Origin of the sequence: Lihuaxuella thermophila (assembly GCF_900110165.1) — a bacterium.
Taxonomy (GTDB): domain Bacteria; phylum Bacillota; class Bacilli; order Thermoactinomycetales; family Thermoactinomycetaceae; genus Lihuaxuella; species Lihuaxuella thermophila.
Map to the genome: position 1 here is coordinate 14,921 of NZ_FOCQ01000015.1, position 21,069 is coordinate 35,989.

Annotated in this window: 21 protein-coding genes and 1 tRNA gene; 15 read left to right on the plus strand and 7 right to left on the minus strand. The window is 50.2% G+C overall.

The annotated features are described in order from the left end of the window. The first annotated feature begins 105 nt into the window (after window positions 1–105). The 9 genes from BMW55_RS15250 (at window position 106) to BMW55_RS15285 (ending at window position 8,850) form a co-directional block, all read left to right on the plus strand. On the plus strand, window positions 106–873 hold the full coding sequence (locus BMW55_RS15250; RefSeq protein WP_089971318.1) for a serine/threonine-protein kinase: 768 nt from the start codon (window positions 106–108) through the stop codon (window positions 871–873). Next, on the plus strand, window positions 873–2,783 hold the full coding sequence (locus BMW55_RS15255; protein ID WP_089971321.1) for a tetratricopeptide repeat protein: 1,911 nt from the start codon (window positions 873–875) through the stop codon (window positions 2,781–2,783). Before BMW55_RS15250 ends, BMW55_RS15255 begins: the two co-directional genes overlap by 1 nt. Before the next feature lie 14 nt (window positions 2,784–2,797). Further along, window positions 2,798–2,965, plus strand: coding sequence for a hypothetical protein (locus BMW55_RS19515; protein WP_170839972.1), 168 nt, complete (start codon window positions 2,798–2,800; stop codon window positions 2,963–2,965). Between the two features lie 118 nt (window positions 2,966–3,083). Then, window positions 3,084–3,159, plus strand: a tRNA-Ala gene (locus BMW55_RS15260). A 689-nt stretch (window positions 3,160–3,848) separates the two neighbouring features. Continuing rightward, window positions 3,849–4,547, plus strand: coding sequence for a YknW family membrane protein (gene yknW, locus BMW55_RS15265; protein ID WP_089971325.1), 699 nt, complete (start codon window positions 3,849–3,851; stop codon window positions 4,545–4,547). 22 nt (window positions 4,548–4,569) lie between these two features. Beyond that, window positions 4,570–5,706: an efflux RND transporter periplasmic adaptor subunit gene (locus BMW55_RS15270; RefSeq protein WP_089971328.1), complete on the plus strand. Its 1,137-nt coding sequence runs from the start codon at window positions 4,570–4,572 to the stop codon at window positions 5,704–5,706. Further along, entirely contained in the window at window positions 5,703–6,395 is a 693-nt protein-coding gene (locus BMW55_RS15275) for an ABC transporter ATP-binding protein (RefSeq protein ID WP_089971331.1), read from the plus strand. The genes BMW55_RS15270 and BMW55_RS15275 overlap by 4 nt, the downstream gene beginning before the upstream one ends. Beyond that, complete coding sequence (locus BMW55_RS15280) at window positions 6,392–7,585, plus strand: ABC transporter permease (protein WP_089971334.1); 1,194 nt, start codon at window positions 6,392–6,394, stop codon at window positions 7,583–7,585. Before BMW55_RS15275 ends, BMW55_RS15280 begins: the two co-directional genes overlap by 4 nt. Window positions 7,586–7,722: 137 nt before the next feature. Continuing rightward, the gene (locus BMW55_RS15285; protein ID WP_244527591.1) at window positions 7,723–8,850 is read left to right on the plus strand and encodes a site-2 protease family protein; all 1,128 of its coding nucleotides are present in this window, start codon (window positions 7,723–7,725) and stop codon (window positions 8,848–8,850) included. A 302-nt stretch (window positions 8,851–9,152) separates the two neighbouring features. On the opposite strand, the gene BMW55_RS15290 is transcribed toward BMW55_RS15285, so the two are convergent. The 3 genes from BMW55_RS15290 to BMW55_RS15300 form a co-directional block, all read right to left on the minus strand. Continuing rightward, a complete protein-coding gene (locus tag BMW55_RS15290) occupies window positions 9,153–9,908 on the minus strand; it encodes a FixH family protein (protein ID WP_089971337.1) in 756 nt (251 codons plus the stop codon). 124 nt (window positions 9,909–10,032) lie between these two features. Continuing rightward, on the minus strand, window positions 10,033–10,680 hold the full coding sequence (locus BMW55_RS15295; RefSeq protein WP_089971340.1) for a response regulator: 648 nt from the start codon (window positions 10,678–10,680) through the stop codon (window positions 10,033–10,035). Next, window positions 10,677–11,498, minus strand: coding sequence for a sensor histidine kinase (locus tag BMW55_RS15300; protein ID WP_244527592.1), 822 nt, complete (start codon window positions 11,496–11,498; stop codon window positions 10,677–10,679). Before BMW55_RS15300 ends, BMW55_RS15295 begins: the two co-directional genes overlap by 4 nt. A gap of 229 nt (window positions 11,499–11,727) precedes the next feature. On the opposite strand from BMW55_RS15300, the gene dacB reads away from it, so the two are divergent. Then, a complete protein-coding gene (gene dacB / locus BMW55_RS15305) occupies window positions 11,728–14,595 on the plus strand; it encodes a D-alanyl-D-alanine carboxypeptidase/D-alanyl-D-alanine endopeptidase (RefSeq protein WP_089971348.1) in 2,868 nt (955 codons plus the stop codon). A gap of 102 nt (window positions 14,596–14,697) precedes the next feature. Here the strand turns inward: dacB and BMW55_RS15310 are convergent, their stop codons facing one another. From BMW55_RS15310 to BMW55_RS19520, 4 genes are all read right to left on the minus strand, one after another. Beyond that, the gene (locus BMW55_RS15310) at window positions 14,698–15,507 is read right to left on the minus strand and encodes an ABC transporter permease (RefSeq protein WP_211663682.1); all 810 of its coding nucleotides are present in this window, start codon (window positions 15,505–15,507) and stop codon (window positions 14,698–14,700) included. After that, complete coding sequence (locus BMW55_RS15315; protein ID WP_211663683.1) at window positions 15,491–16,375, minus strand: ABC transporter ATP-binding protein; 885 nt, start codon at window positions 16,373–16,375, stop codon at window positions 15,491–15,493. The genes BMW55_RS15310 and BMW55_RS15315 overlap by 17 nt, the downstream gene beginning before the upstream one ends. Before the next feature lie 37 nt (window positions 16,376–16,412). Beyond that, window positions 16,413–16,616 carry a hypothetical protein gene (locus BMW55_RS15320; RefSeq protein WP_089971351.1) on the minus strand — a complete coding sequence of 68 codons (204 nt, stop codon included), beginning with the start codon at window positions 16,614–16,616 and terminating at the stop codon, window positions 16,413–16,415. A 134-nt stretch (window positions 16,617–16,750) separates the two neighbouring features. Beyond that, a complete protein-coding gene (locus tag BMW55_RS19520; RefSeq protein WP_170839973.1) occupies window positions 16,751–16,912 on the minus strand; it encodes a hypothetical protein in 162 nt (53 codons plus the stop codon). Window positions 16,913–17,100: 188 nt separating this feature from the next. Here BMW55_RS19520 and BMW55_RS15325 point away from each other — a divergent pair, with 188 nt between their 5' ends. The 5 genes from BMW55_RS15325 (at window position 17,101) to mcsB (ending at window position 21,068) form a co-directional block, all read left to right on the plus strand. Next, a complete protein-coding gene (locus tag BMW55_RS15325; protein ID WP_244527593.1) occupies window positions 17,101–17,766 on the plus strand; it encodes an HAD family hydrolase in 666 nt (221 codons plus the stop codon). Window positions 17,767–18,132: 366 nt separating this feature from the next. Further along, a complete protein-coding gene (locus BMW55_RS15330; RefSeq protein ID WP_089971357.1) occupies window positions 18,133–18,822 on the plus strand; it encodes an MgtC/SapB family protein in 690 nt (229 codons plus the stop codon). A gap of 138 nt (window positions 18,823–18,960) precedes the next feature. Beyond that, complete coding sequence (locus tag BMW55_RS15335; protein ID WP_089971360.1) at window positions 18,961–19,431, plus strand: CtsR family transcriptional regulator; 471 nt, start codon at window positions 18,961–18,963, stop codon at window positions 19,429–19,431. Between the two features lie 7 nt (window positions 19,432–19,438). Further along, a complete protein-coding gene (gene mcsA, locus BMW55_RS15340; protein WP_089971363.1) occupies window positions 19,439–19,972 on the plus strand; it encodes a protein-arginine kinase activator protein McsA in 534 nt (177 codons plus the stop codon). Window positions 19,973–19,982: 10 nt separating this feature from the next. Next, complete coding sequence (gene mcsB, locus BMW55_RS15345) at window positions 19,983–21,068, plus strand: protein-arginine kinase McsB (RefSeq protein WP_089971366.1); 1,086 nt, start codon at window positions 19,983–19,985, stop codon at window positions 21,066–21,068. The last annotated feature ends 1 nt before the right edge of the window (window position 21,069 follow it).

Genomic DNA, 21,069 nt, shown 5'->3' on the forward strand with positions numbered 1-21,069 from the left:
GTGATAGAATGAAACTTAGCGAAATCTGCGATGGCTGACCGACACAACCGGAAGATAAATGCAATACTGATCGATGCAAGAAGGAATCAAAGGGGAATTGGGAGCATGAAAATGAAGGCACAGGGGGAATGGATTCGCGATAAGTATCGAATATTAAAGGCTTTTCCGTTTGTCATCGGGGTGCTTTATTTTACGGAGGCAAATACAAAGCTGGGGCCCCAAACCCGTTTTGTTCATGCACTTGATGTGAAAGCCGCGGGAGAAAACATTTCAGAAGAACCGATCCTCGCCCGTGATGACTCGGTTTTTTTTCCCGTTCGAGAGATGTTTATCGAAGATGGTGTCTTATATCAGGTTTTTTATCGTTTGGAGGGAAATCTGCTCGCCCACTATATCCGGCATCACGCCCCTCTTCCCGTTTCGGATATGGCATGGATGGTTCGGGGAATCACCAGCCATTTGCTCCGTCTCTACAGAGAAGGCTCATTTACCATCGTACATCCCCAGAACATCATCATCACCTCAGGCAATGCGATTCGTTTTCTATACGGCGGACCGATCGGCGTTTTGCCCAAGGGGATCGGTGCTGACAGGCTCCCTCGTGAGGATGCGCTTGAAATGAATCATCTTTATGATTCATACACGGTTGGAACGCTTATTTATCAGATGCTGACCGGAAAAAATCCCCTGGCTGCGGGTATTGAAGTTCCGCCGATTTCTACATACCGACCCGATTGCCCCGGTGAGCTGGAGGAATTGGTTAAAAAGGCTTTGTCGTTTGCAGTCCGCAAACGACCCAGAATCGAAGAAATCTTCGGGTTACTGGATCATCTCACTGTATCGTACGGATATAAATCGGAGGAGAAATCATAATGGAATTTAAGCAGAAAGGTGAATCGATTCGAGGTAAATACCAAGTGTTGAGTGCCTTTCCCTTTGTGGAAGGAGTCCTTTATTTTGCTGCTTTAACCGATCCGGATCAGGCGGATTCCTCTACCCCTTCGACCCGATTCATCCACGCTTTGAAACTGAAAAAGCAAATGGATGAGCTGGATTTAAAGGAGCTCCTGAATCGGAATGAAGATATTTTCTTTCCGGTAGAAGAGGTATTTGTAGAAGAAGGCATCTTATATCAAGTGTTTGAAAAGATGGAAGGAAATCTGCTCGGGATCTACCTGTTGCAGTCAGCACCGCTTTCTCTTGTCGAGACGGCGGACATCCTGAAAAAGATAACCACTCATCTGATGAATTGTTACGACCGGGGGCAGTTCGCCTTGGTTGACCCGCAAAATATCGTGATTACGAAAGCGGGACAAATCCGCTTTTTATACGGAGGCCCCAAAAAGCTTCTATCTTATGAATACCCCGAAGCAGAAGATGTTAAAAAGGTTGGCAGCCTTTTATATACGATGCTGACCAAAAAGCATGCAGATGAGCAGACCGGGCAAATCGAACCGCTCCGCCAGGAGAGACAGGATGTGCCTCTGGAACTGGAAGGGCTGCTGATGCGCGCTCTTTCCCCGGACCCCATGAAACGCCCGCGTACCCAAGATTTCTGGCGCTGGGCGCTGCGCTATGAGGAGAGAGAGTCGGCCGCGCTCGAAGAAAAGGCGAAGTCTGCCCCTGCCATATCGCCACCCGCCAAAGAACAAGTCAAAGCCAAAAAACCGTTAAGGGGAGAACAGCCGTCAGCCAGCCAGAGCGGTTCCAAACGTCCGGTCAAACTGATCTTGGGAACGGTCGCAGCATTGGCACTGGTCGTTTATCTGATCAGTCAACTCTTCTCTGATTCGGTTGACCCGGCTTTAGCAGGTATCCTGGATCCCTCCGTTGAGCAGGATGAGGAACAGGCGCTTCAGTACTTTGAAGCATCTAATCAAGCTTATGAGCAAAAAAAGTTAAACGAAGCCGTCGTCCTTGCGAGAAAAGCGTTGAGCGCCAACCCAGAACAGCCTGAATACTACCTGCATCTGGCCAACTTATTCGGGGCCGCGCGGGATTACACAAATGGAAAGAAAACATTGGAAGCCGCAGTGAACAAGTTTCCGCAAACAGCCAAATTTTATGATGCCTTATCTATTTTTGCTTATTATCTGAAGGATTACGGTACGGCAAAACAAGCGATTGAGCAAGCGATTCAATTAGATGGCAAACAAGCTCTCTATTACTATCACCAAGGAAAAATCCTGGCGGCTCTGAAGCAAAATGATAAGGCAATGGAATCTCTCCGTCAGGCGGTAAAACTTGAGCCTGATCAAGCTCGTTTCAACCATGATTTTGCGCTCTATCTTTTCCGGACAGGAAATTTGGAAGAAGCGATTGAAGCAGCCAAAAAAGCGGCAGACTCAGCGAAAGAAGATCAGGAAGTTTATTACCTGGATCTCGCAATCTTGTATTTTAAGAAAATAGAACGAATCGCCAATGATCCTGCCATAACCCCTGAACAAAAGTCGAAGACCCTCGACCCATTGGTCAAAGAGGAACGCCTGGCCATCGACAAAGCCTTGAAGATCAACAGTTATTACGGGAAAGCTTACTATTGCCTGTCGGTTATCAACTACTACGGAAACCGGTTAATATCTGCCAATGTGGCCGCATTAAAAGCAGTTAAAATCAATCCTAAAAATCACTTTTATCAATATCAACTGGGCTTGACTTATATGGCGCTTAAGAAAAAGGAGGAAGCCATTCAAGCTTTTGAACAAGCAGTGGAATTAGAACCAAATAATTTCCGGTACAAAAAAGCTTTGGCCAAAGCCCAAGTGATGGGAAGCAAACCGTAAAGGGGGACAAAGGCATGAAATGCTGGGTTCGAAATGGACTGTTTATCTTGTTTTTAGCAGCGGCCGGATTTTTCCTTTTTACTGCCCAATCTAAAGCAACGATTTCTTCAAAGGTTCCGGATTTGGAAATGGAATTGGAGCAGATCGAAATGAACCCCATCCCGGTTGAAGCAAGCAAATAACGGAATCGGTCATGTATGTTTGCAGACAGGGAACTGTCTGCTCTTTTTTATTTTCAAATCTTTTTGAGGTTGACTTTTTTCCATCCGGGTGTTATTTTATATAAAGTGTTTATATTGAGGGGCTATAGCTCAGCTGGGAGAGCACCTGCCTTGCAAGCAGGGGGTCAGCGGTTCGAATCCGCTTAGCTCCACCAATTCAACCTGCATCTGTTTCGATGCAGGTTTTTTTTGTTTGAGCCTGTCCCCATGATCTTCGCGGCAAATGGGCAGAGGGGGGAGCAAAGCAGGAGAAGGGAATCGTCGTACTCTGCTTCGATCGGCCCGGTAAAAAAGTTAAGCTAAATTTTAGGTTGCAGGGAGTGGCCGAATTATAAAATAAGGGAGAAACACTACATAAGAGATCGGGGAAGCAAATAAACTAAATTGTCGAATGAACCTTATGATGATCCCAAACGATACTGGGCCCAGGGGCGGTTCAGCCAACGATGGGAGCGGGCATCCATTCGCAAAATCCTTGAACCTCCAGTAACGTGAGGCAGTATGATCAAGGCATCGGCAAAAGTAACGCGGGTTAGGCGGGCTGAAATATGAAAATAGAGGAACTTTAACGATGCCTTCGTCTCCACTTACCAATGGAGTGTGGCTCCAACAATGAAGGATGACAGGATCCGTCACGGTTTGGATGATCCGGAAACATGAATGTGAACAGAGAAAAAAGCCTTATATCTTTCCTGCATTTTTCGTTATTGGGCACTTTTGAAATAGCTTATTATAAAAGATTTATGAAAAAACCATGTCTATATACAAACTTCTGACATAAACGGATAATTTTTATGTTATTTTAAAGTTAAACACTTTTCAGCATCCAAGGAGGAACCCGTTTATGAATCTACAGGCGCAAACGCCATCCACACCAAAGGAGAAGCCGTCATTGCTGGGGATCATTACCAGTCCGGAAAAGCAATTTCTAAGGATCAAGGACCACCCGACCGTCTGGGGGCCGATGATTCTCTTAACCCTTGTGACAACTCTGATAACAGGGATTCAGATGTATTTTGTGGTAAATGATCCGGTATTGTTTCCCGGAATGGTGGATCCATCGGGGAATCTGACGGGCGAACTGGATATGCTCAAAACCATTACCGTCATTTCCGGGACCGTAGGCGCTTTATTTATCATTCCGCTCGGCTCTCTGGTCGGAGCACTTTTCACATGGATATTGGTTTTATTGTTCCAAGGAGAAGCCAAATACCGCCAGCTTCTTTCCTTCGGGCTTCATCTGATGGTACTCAATGTATTATCCTTATTGGTCAATTTCATCGCTCTAATCGGCTTTGGAATCAATCCACTGGAGGGTTCCGTTACCAGTTTGGCTGCCATATTGCCGGTGGAAGGGATGTTGAAAGGTTTTCTCACCGTTTTGGATGTGTTTATGATCTGGGGATTGTTTTTGACCGCAAACGGATTAAAAGTGATTGCCAAACTTTCATCCGGAAAAGCATGGACCATCTCCCTCTTATTTTTCATTGTTACGGCTCTTATCTACGGTGTTACCTATACATTCAACAGCGTTGGTGTTTAAAGATAGAGTGGAGGAATGTTCGGTGAACAAGAAGATCTGGATCGGAGCCGGGATCGCAGCAGCCGTAGCGGCCATGGTGACAATAGCTGTCGTGCAGAAATCCCGTGCAGAGGGACCAGTCAAAGTGACCAGACTGGAGCAGAAAATGTTTGTGGAAACATTGACAACTTCGGGAACCTTAACCGCAGGGAAACAGCAGGCGGTTTATCTGGAGCCGGACCGGGGCGATCTGAAGAAAATCCTGGTCAAACAGGGACAAAAAGTGAAAGCAGGCGACCGTCTGATCGAATATGAAAATCCGACGCTCGATGCGGAGAGGGACCAGGCGGAATTGCAAATAAAAACGGCAAAGGTCAAGTTGGACGGTTTGTACAAACAAAAGAAGCAGCTGAAGCAAACGCCACCTCCGTCGTCAGTTTCCGGTCAGATTCTTGCAGCTAACCAGGGAGGAAGCCCGGGTTCCGGCAAAGATGAGATTGAACAGCAGATCCGGCTGGCCAGGCTGGAATTGGACCAGGCCGAAAAGCAACTAGACATGGTCAAGGCGAAAGAAAGCCGCTTGTTTGTCACCAGCGAACAAAACGGCACAGTGGTGCAGGTGAACGAAAATGCGGGAGCCGGTACCGGTGGAGCGGCGACGGCTGCAGAGCCGCTGGTGGTGGTGGCGGATCTCAGCCAGTTGAAAGTGACGGCCAATGTTTCTGAATACGATGCCATCAAAGTAAAAGCGGGGCAATCCGTTACCATCAAGACAGATGCCATTTTGGATAAAGAGTGGACAGCCAAGGTGGAACAAGTCGGCTTTTTGCCCAAAACGAATCAGGTAGCCGCGTCGGCGGATCAGGATGCGCAGGTAACCTATCCGGTGGATATCAAACTGGAAGAAGCCGTGCCGATGAAAATCGGTTCAAGATTGATCATTGAAATTACCACTTCCAAAGAACGGGTCAAGGGTTTGCCGCAATCAGCCGTCAAAGAGAACGGGGAGCAGAATTTCGTATTTGTAGTGGAAAAAGGGAAAGCGGTTCAAAAGCCGGTGAAGATCGGAAGAAGCAACGGTGATATCGTTGAAATTCTCTCCGGAATTTCTGCTGACCAGCCGGTGATTGTCAACCCGCCTGCCGATTTGAGGACAGGTATGGAAGTGGAAATCCGATGATTGAATTGAAAGGGATCTTTAAATCGTATCAAGCGGGGCACCTCCAGATTCCTGTGCTGAAAAATATTCATCTCACCATTGACGAAGGAGAATATGTGGCCATTATGGGGCCTTCGGGCTCTGGAAAATCTACTTTGATGAATATTATCGGCTGTTTGGACCGTCCTTCCGAAGGAACTTACTTCTTAAACGGCAGAGATGTGTTTAAAGAAGATGATACGGGTTTGGCGGCAGTCAGAAACCGGACGATTGGTTTTGTCTTTCAACAGTTTCAGTTATTGCCCCGGATGGATGCGCAAAAAAATGTTGAGTTGCCGCTCGTTTATGCGGGTGTATCGAAAGCGGAACGAAAAAAGAGGGCGCTGGAAGCCCTGCGCCGTGTCGGGCTGGAAGACCGCAAAAGCCATCGTCCTTCCGAGTTATCGGGAGGACAGCAACAGCGGGTGGCGATCGCCCGGGCGCTGGTTACACAGCCGTTGGTCCTGCTTGCCGATGAGCCGACCGGTGCCCTGGATTCCCATTCGAGCGGAATCGTATTGGATTTGTTTGATGAGTTGCACCAAGAAGGACGTACGGTCGTATTGATCACCCATGATCCGGAAGTGGCAGAACGGGCACAGCGGCAGTTGATCATCCGGGACGGGGAGCTCATAGCTGATCAGGTACGGGCAGGAGGGAAGCGACGTTGACGGTTTGGGAGAATATCAAGATGGCCTTGGATTCCATCTTTGCGCACAAGCTTCGCTCCATCCTCACGATGCTCGGAATCATCATCGGTGTCGCCTCGGTTATCGTCATTGTCGCCATCGGGCAGGGAGGAACGGCTCAGTTGACCGAGGCCTTCGCCGGTTCTCAAAACTCGATGAATCTTGTGCCCAAGCAGGATGAGAATGCCGGATTTTTCATTCAGGATGAAAACTTTTTTACCGAGACCGATTTGCAGGATCTCAGACAGATTCCCGAGATCAAACAAGTGGTGGCCAGCAGTTTTGAGATGGCCAGTGTTCAGTACCGGGATAAAAAAGCAACCGGAACGCTGGTGTTCGGCGTCAATAACAATGCTTTCCTGGAGATGTCGGGAATCAGTGTGGAGAAAGGGCGCTCTTTCCAATCGGCCGATTTTCACAGCATGAGCGGAGGAGCCATCCTCTCAAAAAGCCTGGCCGAAAAATTATTTCCACAGCAAAATCCCATTGGAAAAATTATTCGCATTGGTTCCCAACCGGTTCCGGTCATCGGTGTGTTGGAAACGCCCGAGGGACTGCAGGCGATGGTGCAAACATCAGAGGTTTACCTGCCTGCGCGAACTTGGCGAAACATCTTTGGCATGATGAAAATCAGCCAGGTGACATTGCAGGTAAAAGAACCGGGCATGATGGAGAGTGCGGGAAAGAAAGCCGTCAAGCTGCTCAATCGCAACCATAATAAAAAAGATGGTTATGAAGTTCAGAATATAGAGCAGATGTTGCAGGGAATCACCCGCATTGCCAATATTATGACGATCGTGATCGGAAGTATCGGCGGAATCTCTCTGCTTGTCGGCGGTATTGGCGTGATGAATATCATGCTGGTTTCGGTGACTGAGCGGACCAGGGAAATCGGAATCCGCAAAGCGTTGGGGGCGACAAGGGGAAATATTCTGATGCAGTTTTTGGTGGAATCGATGACCCTCTCTGTGATTGGCGGGGGAATCGGCATCCTGCTCGGGGCGGGTGTGGCGGGAATCCTCGACGGACTGAACATCTGGCCGGCGAAGGTTTCCGTCCCTGTAGGCATCGGCGGAGTTCTGTTCTCCATGCTGTTTGGCGTGGTGTTCGGAATCCTGCCCGCCAATAAAGCGGCCCGCCTGCATCCCATCGAATGTTTGCGGTATGAATAAGAAGGCGAGCTTTGTCTTATTCTGTAAGGGAAGGGCGTCCGGGGCCTTTCCCTTTTGTTATAATAAGGGCATGAAAAACATGAAGAAGGGGAAAAAAGGGGATGACAGAGGTTATCTTGTCGGGGGAGGTTGAGTGAGTGGATCAAGAGGAATCCAAAAAACCCCGGGGCCGCCTGGTATCTTGGCTTGGCTGGCTGGGGGTTTTGCTCATCAGTGTCGGCGGAAAACTCAAATCCATCCTTCCGCTGCTGAAATTTGGAAAGTTTGGCGGAACCCTCATCAGTATGGCGGTTTCCGTTGGAGGGTATGCCCTGTTCTACCCCTTTGAGTTTGCAATCGGACTGGTAGTGATGATTTTTATTCACGAGATGGGGCATGTTTGGGCGGCCAAAAGAAAAGGGTTGCCGGTTTCCGCACCTGCATTTATTCCGTTTCTGGGCGCATTGATCACCATGAAGAAGCAACCGACGGATGCGGCGACAGAGGCGTATATCGCGTACGGGGGGCCTCTGATCGGGTCTCTCGGCGCGCTGGCTTGTTACGGAGTGGGTGTGTGGACCGGGAATGAGCTGTTTTATGTGATTGCGATGGTGGGGTTTTTTCTCAATCTTTTCAACCTGATTCCCATTCATCCTTTGGACGGGGGGAGGATTGTGACCGCCATCACCCGCTGGCTGTGGGTATTCGGGCTGGTGGTCGGTCTTATCGTGATCATCTATTTGCGCAGCTGGCTGTTGGCTCTGATTTATTTGATGTTCGTCTGGGAACTGTGGGCCGTTTATGGAAGGAGCAGGCGCAAAAAGAAGATGAAACCCCAAACCTACTTGCTGGCTCAAGATATCGATCCGGTGAAGTTTGAGGAATCCGGGATCTGGATCCCGGGAGAGGATCACCAGCGCCCTCTTCCGTTTACCCAATACTGTCGCTTGGACACGCGGGAGCACGTACTGGAAGCCGAATTCCCGGGACTGGAAAACGTCATGCGTTTTGAAGGGATGCCCCCGGGGGTGGCCCGGCGGGTTCAGTTGGTCAAAACGACTCGCCCTACTTTTGAACATCCGTATGTCCGCATGCACCTCGAAGTGGATTACCTTGTTTCCGGCAGGGAAGCTGTCGGAGGGATTCAGCGCGATGATAAATATTACAGCGTTCCTGTAAAGACGCGCTGGGCGTTTGGGCTGGCCTATGTGGGTCTGGCGGGATTTTTGATTTACATGCTGTATGTCCTGGGGCAAGTGGCGCCCGATCTTTCTGCGGTAAGTTAAAAAAGACGGGTCCGAGAATCTGTTCTCGGACCCGTCTTTTTAAAGTGGAGTTAGCTCTCTACCTTAAAAGATATTGACTGACCCCGTGCTTGGGACGAAGGGGATTCTTGCGACCACCCATGCGGCGTTATAGCCGAACGGCAGGCAACGCCGGTGGAAGTCTTTACGCAACTCCTCAGTCCAAGGAGGTCTGTTCGTAACCAGTTTAACACAAACGGAGGGGTCACGCGAGAGGGTGGGATTGGTGCGCACCCGGTCCCCCTACAAGTAAAACGGGGCGACTTTCTTCAAAAAATCGGTTCTTATTTTACGATGTAAGTTTCTTCTTTGTGATCATGGATTTCCCCTTTTTCCACGTGTAATTTCACACGATAGGTTCCCGGCTCGGAGAAACGGATCGTGGTTAGGTATTCCCCGGGGTTCCGTTCCGCGGTGTCCGTCCACTCGTGTTTTTGTTCTCCTTCTTTCCAGTATTCAAATTGGACTTCCGCATCCGTCAAAGGATTCCCGTCCCGCTGGACATGGCCAATTACTGTGATGGGTTTCCCGCTCCTGGCTTGAGAGGGAAATTGGATATGCAGCTGAACCCCGTTCCCGTGATCTCCGTGATCTCCGTGAGAGTGGCCGGAGGCTTGGCCCACGGTGAATGCGCCGCTTGCCATCTGGTGTGTTTTGGGTGTGGTTACGTGGACGATGGTTACATACTCCCCTGCTTCCCGGAATGAAGCGGAGGCCGTGTATGTCCCGTTTTGCTGCCGTTTGGCCCCGAATTTCTGATGCTCTTTCTGCCCTTTTTTCCATACTTCAAATTCGACTGTGGCATCATTCACAGACTCGTTTCCCGCTTTTACCGTTGAGGTCAGGGTAACTGGTTTGCCGGCCTCCGCCGGGGCGGGATTTGTATTAAATTCAATGCGGAGCGGTTGGGATTGACCGGTTGGTTGATGCTGTTGGTTCTGATGGCCCTGATGTTCATTGGTTTTCTGGCTGCAGGCAGTGAGCCAGGCGGCGGCAAGCAGCACACAGATCATCGGTATGAATCGGATTGTCAGTTTCATTTTCCTTGTGCTCCTTCTAAATCTTTATCCAACGGTTGTCAAAGGGATCGATCTTATACTACTGCCTGAGTGTTCTGTTTTCCATCCCTCTTTGGAGCTATATCTTGTGACAAATTCGCCCGGCTTATGAATCGGCATCCACCCATCCGTGTTCGAAGGCGTAACGGGTCAGTTGAACGCGATTATTCATATGCAGCTTTTGCATGATATTTTTCAGGTGATTTTTAACCGTATATTCGGAAATGGAGAGTTGGCAGGCTATCTCTTTATTACTCAATCCTCTGGCCACACAACTGAGAACCTCACGTTCCCGGACGGTTAAGCCGGACTCTGGCGCAGGGCGGGGAGGCTGGCTGAATTCCCTCAGGATGCGCCGCGCGATTTCTCTTGGCATCGGTGCTTCATCGGCGGCCACAGAGCGGAGGTATTCCAGCCAGATGGAAGGATTCAGGTTTTTTAAGAGATATCCCTGCGCTCCTTTTTTAATGGCTTCAAACAGGTCGGAAACATCATCGGAGACAGTCACGATAACGATTTTAATCTCCGGGAACCGCTCTTTGATGATCCGTGTCGCCTTCAATCCGTTCAGCATGGGCATGTTGATATCCATCAGAATCATGTCCGGCATCTTCTCCTCAGACAACAGGATGACCTCCCTGCCGTTCGCAGCCTCTGCCACGATTTCAAAACCGGGATCATTTTCCAAAATCATGCGCATCGCTTGACGGGCATGTTCATGATCATCGCCGATGAGAATGCGGCAGGTCATCATTCCCCCTCCTTCTCGATCACTAATCTGGTTTTTCCGTTATTGCGGGTAAAAGAAAAGGAGCCGCCCAGCTCGCCCACCCGTTCACGCATAATCCGGAGCCCGAACCGGCCGTTCGGCTGAAACGGGTCTGTTTGAAAGCCAACGCCATCGTCTTCCACCTCTAAACGCCATCCCCGATGCTTGGGGAGCCAGCGAATCCACACCTGGCTGGCATCGGCGTGTTTGCGGATATTGGTGAGAGCTTCCTGGAGGCAGGCGAATAATTCCACTTGTTCTTTGGGTTCCAGATGCACATCCTCCATTTTTAAATCCAGATGGAAATCGAGTCCCGTATCCAATTCAAATTGCTGAACCAGTTGTTCGATCCGCGTTTGTAAGCACCGCTTGGACGGCGGATTTTTCAGGTTGTAGATCGAGTGGCGCACATAATCGTGGATCTGGCGAAGGCTCTTGTCCAGTTCTGTCCATTCGGGTCCCGGATATTTTTCTTTCATCCGGCTCACCTGGACGGAACACAGGAATAGGGTTTGGGCGATCCCATCGTGAAGTTCGCGGGCGATTCGTTCCCGTTCGTACAGAATCGCCTTTTCTTCTCTCTCCTTATTTAATTGTGTCTGCATGTTTTCGTAAATCTGAAATAACTTGTGCAGAAAAGTGATGGTAACCAGGAAAACGATCACCGGGGAGAGCCAGTTACCGAGTTCCATGGAGAGATACGGCAACAAAATCGTATGACGGAGATATTCCCATAAACCGATGACAAATGTAGGTAGGATGAGTATAAGCCATTTGATTGATTTGTAAGACAAGCGAATCACTCCGGTAGGTTTGGATTCTCGATTTTATCTTATAGCAGAAATTGGAACAGATCATAATAAACATTTGAACGACTGACGAAAATAACAGCGGGAAACCCTGGAAACCGGCTTATTCCAATCATGCTGCCTCCAATTCCTCAACCTGATCACGGGCTGGATTTCGGAAGGTGATAGAACTTTTTTGAATGTTCTGTTATTATTAATATATCATGAGAAGGGAGGGGTATCGATGAATCGATGGCAGCGCCGCATCTGTTTTGCGCTGATTTTTTTCATCCTGCAAGCATGGATGGCTGTTCCCGCATGGGCGTCGGGTGGCTCGGATCCGGATGTGCGCCTGGATCGGACACTCCGTCAGTATGTGCAGGAATTAAAACAAAATCCCGACACGAAGGGGATGCTGGTCGGCTATGAAGTGTATTCGCTGGATCGTCATAAAGCGGTATCTTCATGGCAAGAGAGCAAGACATTTGTGCCCGGTTCGACACTCAAGCTGCTGGTGAGTGCCGCCCTCTTGGACCGCTGGCCGCGTGAGCTGAGAATCCCGACGGAATTGTATATCGACGGCAGGGTGGCGGGAGGCGTTTTGCGCGGTGACGTGATCCTCAAAGGATATGGAGATCCTTCGCTCACGGTGGACAAACTGGATCAGCTGGCCCAGGCTCTCGTCAAAAAAGGGATTCGCAAGATGAGCGGTGATATTGTCGTCGACGATTCGTATTATGATTCTGTCCGTTTGGGAACCAGCTGGATGTGGGATGATGAACTCTTCCCGTTTAGCGCACAGATCGGAGCCGTATCCGTCAACGGCAACACCGTACGGGTAAAAGTGACCCCCGGACGATTGGGGAAACCGCCACGTGTTACCGTTTCTCCCGCACCGGATTATGTCCGGGTGGTCAACAGGGCGGTTACGGAAGATGGCGACAACCAGAATCTGACCATCACCCGGACGCGGGCGAAAAACGAACTGGTCATTTCCGGAAAAATCGGAACCGATCACCCCGGACTGACCGTGAAGCGGACGGTCGTGGAGCCCGGACTGTTTGCCGGGTATGTGTTCAAGGAAAGATTGCAAAAAAAGGGCATGCTGGCTGGGAAACACACCACCGTCATTACAGGGGCGGTGTCCGCACAGGCGGAGCGGATCGGCCAAATCGTTTCACCCCCCATGGATCAATTGCTCCGTCATATGACCAAGAAAAGCGATAACTTTTTTGCCGAGATGCTGTTAAAGCAGTTGGGAGCGCGGGAGGCGGGTGAAGGAAGCGCAGAGGCGGGGATTCGGGCCATTCAGTCGTTTGCCCGTGACCGGGCGGGGATGAATTTGCAGTTTCGACAGGTTGATGGTTCGGGACTGTCGAGGCAGGATGCCATTTCACCTCATCACTTGGTTCAACTGTTAGAAACGATGGATCGGCATCCGGCCGGGGAACGTTTTTGGTCGTTGCTGCCCGTTGCCGGAGTCGATGGCACGTTGAAGAACCGGATGACCGGAACGCCGGGTGAAAAGCATGTCCGGGCCAAGACAGGCGGGGAATTTGGACTCGCCGGAATTGCTGTTGCCCAGTCCGGAGAGCGGTTCGCTTTTTCCGTCCTGATCAAGGGGGCGCAGAAAAAGGCGTTGGCAAAAGCGTTGCAAGACCGGATCGCCATTACGCTGGCCACGTATCCGGATTTGCCGGACCCGGGTGAACTTCCGCCGGAAGAAGCATACCTTTTGAGCGATGCCATCGATCCGCTGTTGGCGGACGAAGCCTATGCCGGCATGATCAGCGGGATAATGGTTCAATCGGTCGATCATGGTGAAGTGCTGTATCGGCATCATGCGGAAGCGTTGTTAACCCCTGCTTCCAACATCAAACTGTTCACTGCGGGAGCGGCACTCCGTTCCTTGGGCATGGATTACCGGTTCAAAACGGAACTCTACCGGACCGGGCCCATTCGTGACGGGGTTCTGAAAGGGGATTTAGTGATGAAAGGATACGGAGATCCGACGTTGGCTACCGACGGGCCGCTGCGTGTCCAAGAAGGTCCGGTGATCGAACAAATCGTCAGCGATTTAAAAGCGCTCGGCATTCAGCGGGTGGAAGGGAACGTGGTGGCCGATGCCGGCATTTTCACCGATGATGTGTACGGGGACGGGTGGTCCTGGGACGACGAAAGTGAATATTATCAGCCGCAAATTACCGCCCTGTCCTTAAACAGGGGAACCGTTCGCCTGGACTACCTGCCGGGGGAAAAGGCGGGAGATCCGATCCGGCTCACTTTGTCTCCCAAGACGGATTATGTCCGGGTCGTAAACGAGGTGGTGACCGGACCGGCCGGTTCAGAAAACACGTTAAAAATTTGGCGGGACCGGGGAACCAATACGATTCGGCTGTCGGGCAGCCTCCCGTTGGATTTCGGCGGGGACTACACACGTGTTCCGGTTGAAAATCCCCATCTTTATGCCGGACATGTGTTAAAGGAACAGTTGGAACAGGCGGGCATTTCCTTCAGTGCCCGGAGCGGGGTCACATCAGGGCCGGTTCCGGAAGAGTCGGAATTGCTTCGGCGCTATCTTTCCCCTCCTTTGGCTGAGGTGATTCAATATCTCAATAAGAACAGCGACAATTTTTATGCAGAAATGATCCTGAAGACGATCGGTTTCGAGAAAAAAGGAGAAGGGACGGCCAAGGCAGGCATTTCAGTCGTGACTGACTATTCCAGGAGTCTCGGGGTGGATCTGAATGCGGATCTGTTGGACGGCTCAGGATTGACGAGGCGCAATCAACTGGCGTCCGCGCATTTGGTCGGGCTGCTGACCGCACTGACGGAAGAACCCTATTTTTCAGCGATTTACGATTCATTGCCCATTGCCGGAGTGGACGGCACGTTGCGCAGCCGGATGAAAAATACGGCGGCGGCGGGAAATTTGCGGGGAAAAACGGGATCATTAACAGATGTCAGCGCGCTGTCCGGTTATGTAAGTACCCAAGACGGTGAGCGGCTGGCCTATTCGATGTTGATGAATGGTTACACCAGCGGCTCCATGCGGGAGCTGCAAGATAAGATCGGTGTGTTGCTGGCCGAATTTAAACGGGAACAGAGGTGATAAGTCGGGCATAAAATCGGGGAACCCCCTTTTTTCCACTTTTTCCGTGGCCGCTTGGGGGTTCCCGCTCATTTCATTCTGTATCCGTCACGGGTGCGTTCTTTACCCGTTGCGCTTTAACTTGCCTGTGCGCATCGCATATTTTTCAGCGACGGAGAAAATCCACAATCCGAACGGGATCAGGACGGCTCCGATCACGACAAGTATGAGCAATTGTGGCCACAAGTCGGAAAGGGTGGCACCTTTTAAGAGTGCGGCCCGTGCCGATTCCAGCGCGTAGGTTCCCGGAGAGATCCAGGACAGCGGCTGCAGCCATCCGGGCAACAATGTGACAGGATAATAAATGCCCGAAACGAGCAAAATGACTCCTTGAATGATATGGGTTGCTTGTGTCCCCCGCTCCGGAGACAGCAGGGGAAGAACCGCAGCGATTAAGCCTAAACCCATAAAAGCCGGACTGGCAACAATCAATACCGACAACGCTGAAAAAAGGTTGGATTTTTCCAGATTGAGGTCGAAAAATAAAGCGACGGCCGTCAATACGACGACAGTGCGAAAGATGCCGTACAAAACGGCAAACATACACATTCCGGCCAGATGAGTCACGCGGCGGATCGGAGCCATAAACGTGTATTCGATGGTTCCTTCCCAGCGTTCCCAGGTGATGGAGTTGGCTACCTCTTCAAACAGCACCGACATAAAACCCCAGAAGAGAGCGCCAACCACCAGAAACAGGACCATTTCGGAACGTTCTGCCGGGTCGTTTACCGTAAAACCGATCAGCCCGATGGTTAACGTATTGACAACGTTATAGAAGAGGAAAACCGCTTCCCAGGCGATGTAACGCCGGATCAGGCTGAAACTCCGCTCTACAAAGGCATACATGGCATTCAGTTCACTCGTGATTTTCATCTGCCAGCACATCCTCCCATGATTTCCCTGTCAGCCGGAAGAATACTTCTTCCATTGAATTGGTTCCCACGTGATCTTTCAAACCTTGGGGGGTATCCAGCGCGACAATTTGACCGTGATCGATAATGGCGATGCGGTCGCATAACCGCTCCGCTTCATCCATGTCGTGGGTCGTCAGAATGATCGTGGCATCATGGGTGTCCATCACTTCTTCCACAAACTCCTGAACATCCCGCTTTGATTTCGGGTCCAGCCCGGTGGTGGGTTCATCCAGCAGAACCAGGGTGGGCGATGTCATCAAAGCCCGGGCGATCGCCACTTTTTGCTGCATTCCCCGTGATAAGTTTTCGAGTGAAGTATGGGCTTTCTCTTGATCAATGCCGAGGCGGGACAGGATGGAAAGAGCTTTTTCCCGCCCCTCTTCTTGGGGAAGCCCGTAAATTCTCGCCGCATAACGCAGGTTTTCCATTGCGGACAGCTTTTTGAAAAAGGAGGCTTCAACGGAAACACGGTTGATGAAGCGGCGGATCTGGTGTTGATCTTTTGACACGTCATACCCGAACACGGTTAACCTACCGCTGTCGGGAAGCAGGAGGGTGGATAACAGACGGATTAACGTCGATTTTCCGGAACCGTTTGGACCCAGAAGCCCGAATACCTCTCCCTGGAACACTTCAAACGAAACTTGATCCACGGCCTTTAACGGACGTTTACGGCCGAGGAAGCCGTTTTTCCAGGAACGGCTCCCTTTGACCGGCTCGTAAAAGGTTTTGCTGATTTGGCGGCAGCTTATGGCGACTGGTGATTCCGGCAAATCGGACGGCCGGTTCGCCTGTTCCGAATCCTTCTCGATGGTCTGAGTTGTCACTACTCTCACACCCTTTCACAAAAGTCAAAAATCATCCTTACATCCAGTGCGAATAATTCCGGCTGATGTCCAAGCTGCGTATCTTGTCACTCAGAATACTCTGCCGGTAAGAGCGGGGACCTTCGATCAACCAGTAGTCGATTAAAACGTGATTGAAAACGCTGTTCGTCTCGGATCCGGGTTCCATCTGCTCCTGTAGTCGGATCCGCTCTGTGGAAAAGAGGTGGATAATGGCTTTCAAGACGGTACTCCTCCTTTTTTTCAGCAAAAACAAAAAGTACCACAGGTTTTGTAGAGAAACGGCCTGTGGTACCCTGCAAAAGGGAATATAAAACCACAGGCCCCGCAGAACCTGTGGTGATTGTTTCGCTGAGATTAATTCATCATCGTCTCATCACCGAGGTCGTCCGGCGGCCTTGTATATGCTTTTTCAGCCAAAAAGATCCCGTTGGAGGGAGCTGCTCCTCTCCGGGTATCGGCAAAAATGGGCAGACCAACCCCTTGAACAGTTGGAACATTCATGAACACGTTCATCATGTTGGACGACCTCCTTTCAGAAACGAGTGTAATTTAAGGCAATTTAAATTCTAATGTTTAGCCAACCATTTGTCAATGAAATTTTTTGAATTGTTCTTTTCCATTTGACCCGGCTCTTGTCCTTGCCATGGAAATGGAGTATGTTATCGGAAATAAGTGAAATATACACAGAAAAGAAGGTGTTATGTTTGAAAGCCATTATTTTTGACTTGGACGGTACCTTGTTTCAAACGGAAAAGTTGGCCGTTCCTGCGGCGGAAGCCATGTTTCGTGATTTAAGGGAGCTGGGCTTGTATTCGGGTGAGACCCCTTCGGCAGCAAAAATTCAGTCGGTATTTGGAATGACGCATGAAGAGATTTGGCAACGGCTGTTGCCCGAAGCAGACGAGGAAACGAGAAAAAAGGCGGACCGCATCCTGTTGGAGAAAGAGTTGGAGATGTTGGCGGAGGGAAAAGGGGCTCTCTATCCGGGTGTGGATGAGACCCTTAAAAAACTAAAAAATGCAGGTTGGCCTCTTTTGATCGCCAGCAACGGGCTTCTTCCCTATGTGCGCGGGGCGCTGGAATCAAAGGGATTAATCTCTCTCTTCGAAGGAATCTACACAGCTGGTGAGTTTGAGACGGGAAGTAAAACGGATCTGGTGAACATTTGCAAAGAACGGCACGGCATCACCAGCGGATACATGGTGGGCGATCGCCGTTCCGATGTGAAAGCGGGAAAAGAAAATCACCTGACAGTGATTGGCTGCCGTTATTCCGGTTTCCCCCAATTTGGCGAACACGATGAACTGGCGGACGCCGACTATATCATTGGCGATTTTAAAGAGTTGCTCAGCATTATTTTGGATTCTTGACACTTTTCCATGCGTAACGCAGGGGATTGCCCGCAAGGGACTTTCTTCGGTCGCTTGGGTAATCCCTTCGGTCGAAGAGGAGTTTACTAAGCTACCCCCGAGGCCCCATGGTGAATAGTTTGTTTAAACTGCTACGTCACAGACTGTGTTTTTCGCAATTCAGCCTGGCCAGTTGTACACATCGCCTTTTACGTGCAAGGTGATTGGCTGCGGGGCGCAGCCTCCAGTGGACAACCCGATATGCGATCCGCTTGTCAAGAGCAACGAATTTTCGTTGAATGCGAAACATATGTTCGTGAATGTTATTCAGAAAAAATGCCGGACTTGCAAGAGGGGTAAATAAAAACTTCAGGAGGGGTTTCTGAGATGGAAAATGTATGGACGATTACTTACTGGGAAATCGCTCTCCGATTGTTTGCGGCCGGATTTTTGGGGGGATTGATCGGTTGGGAGAGAGAAAAGGACAATCATCCTGCCGGCTTTCGTACGCATATTTTAGTAAGTTTGGGATCTGCGTTGATCATGTTGATTTCCATCTACGGCTTCTCTGATTTTGTGAATGAAAAAAACGTCCGGATGGACCCGGCCCGCATTGCCGCCCAAGTCGTCAGCGGGATCGGTTTTTTGGGGGCAGGAACGATATTAAGGCACGGAGTTTCCGTCAAAGGGTTGACGACCGCCGCCTCCTTGTGGGTCGTGGCCGGAATCGGCCTGGCGGCGGGGGCCGGCTTTATGTTCGCTGCCGTCCTGGCGACGATTTTTGTGCTGGTAAGCTTGGAGCTCTTAAACCGTCTGGAAAATATATTGATCAAAAAACGTCATGTGCACGTCCTTTATATGATTCTTTCAGATGAACCGGGAAAGCTCGGGGAACTTACCCTCCTGATTGAAAAAATGGGAGGAAGCATTCGGAGGGTCAATTTTGAGGAAAGTGAATCGGATTCGAATCAAGTAGCGTTAACCTTTCACATCCGGTTAACGGAGAAGACGTCGATCGCTGAATTATGTGAAGAAATCAGTAAGATCCAAGGGATCAAGTCTGTCCGTACCGAGTGAATCGCTTGGTATGAAGACAAAAGAAAAAAGGGAAAATGATAGGTGAGAGGGAAAGAGGTACTTGGCAGAAAGAGGTGTTTTATTTATAATAATAATCAATAAGGTCAAAGTTAGTCAAAGTCAGCAGGGGGTTGTCCGATGAGCAGTATTTCGGACATCATTGAACACTATCTGAAGAAAATATTGAGTGAAAGCAAGACCGGAGTCATCGAGATCAAGCGCAGTGAATTGGCGGATGCTTTTCAGTGCGTGCCTTCGCAGATCAATTATGTGATCAGTACCCGGTTTACGATTGAAAAAGGGTATATCGTGGAAAGTAAAAGAGGAGGAGGCGGATATATCCGCATTCGAAAAGTCCGTCTCAAAAACCGGCAAGAAACGTTTGAAGATCTTCTGGAGCAAATCGGGGAGAGCATTCCGCAGATTACGGCGGAACATCTGATTTCCCGGCTTTTGGAAGAGAAGTGGATGACCCAGCGTGAAGCACTGCTGATGCGACGTTTAATTTCGCGGGATACGCTCAAGTTGCCGATTCCGCTGCGCGACCAAATGAGGGCGCGTATGATGCGGATGTTGGTTACCACATTATTTTCCAGCAAAGGAGAGTGACGTCCTTTTGCTTTGTCCAGAGTGTGGAAAACGCCCGGCAACACTTCATTACACAAAAATCGTGAACGGTCATAAATCGGAATTCCATTTGTGCGAAGTGTGTGCCCAGGAAAAAGGTGAATATATGCAGATGCCCGGATTTGAAAACGGGTTTTCTTTTCATCAATTATTATCCGGACTTTTAAACTTCGATGCTTCCCCTTCGGAACCCGGCGGGCACGGAGGGGCTCCGAAACCCCATATCCACCGCTGTCCGACTTGCGGGCTGACTTACAACCAGTTCAGCAAAATCGGCCGCTTCGGGTGTGCCGACTGTTACAAAACGTTTCGTGACCGACTCGTCCCCCTGCTCAGAAGGGTTCACGGGCATGCTTCCCACCGGGGGAAAATTCCCGAGCGGACCAAAGGTGAGTTAAAGCTTCGCCGTGAATTGGAGAGATTGAAAGAAGAATTGGCGTTACGAGTCCAAGCCGAAGAGTTTGAAGAGGCTGCCCGCCTGAGGGACCAGATTCGCTCATTGCAGGAAAAATTGGAAAAGTAGGGGGGATTCCATGTCACTCGAACATTTTATGCAAAATGCGATCAGTGAGTGGATGCGGGTCAAAGGTCCTGAGTCGCACATCGTTTTCAGCAGCCGTGTTCGGATCGCCCGTAACCTTACCGCCTATCCTTTCCCCATGTTAAGCACTTCTTCCCAAGCGGAGGCAGTGGTTCGTGAGGTTGAAGAGGCATGGAAGAAGGAGAGGGATTCCCACCCCTTGTTAAAAGACGCCGAACTGATTCGGATGCGGGATTTGACCGACCTGGAAAAAAGAGTGCTGGTGGAAAAACATCTGATCAGCCCGATGCTGGCCGAGGAATCGCGCCACGGTGCGGTGCTTCTCTCAAAAGATGAATCTGTGAGCATCATGATCAACGAAGAAGATCATATCCGAATCCAATGCCTGTTTCCGGGTCTGCAGTTGGAAAGAGCCTGGGAGATGGCCAACCGGATTGACGATTGGTTTGAGAAACATCTCTCCTATGCGTTTGATGATCAGTGCGGATACCTGACCAGCTGTCCGACCAACGTCGGAACCGGGATCCGCGCTTCCGTGATGGTTCATCTGCCCGCTTTGGCCATGACCCAGCAATTGGACCGGCTGCTTCCGGCGATTACGCAAGTAGGCCTGGCGGTGCGCGGGATTTACGGTGAGGGCAGCGAAGCGTTAGGTCAACTTTATCAGGTTTCCAATCAGGTTACCCTCGGACAATCGGAGGATGAAATTCTGGATAAGCTGCAAGGCGTGGTACGGCAGATGATCCAACATGAGGAACTGGCGCGCCAGCGGCTCCTGGAGACTTCCTCCATCCAACTGGAAGACCGTGTGCATCGTTCTTATGGAGTTCTCGCCCATTCGCGCATCATCGATTCGAAAGAAGCCATGCAGAGACTCTCCGACGTCCGGTTGGGAGTCGACACGGGACTCATCAGAGGTGTATCGGCCAATGTGATGAATGAGCTGATGGTCATGACGCAGCCGGGCTTTCTGCAGCAATACGCCGGGATGAGGCTCGACGCGGAACAGCGGGATGTCCGCCGCTCCAAATTGATCCGGGAACGGCTCTCGATGGAAAAAGATCAAGATGAATCTTAAA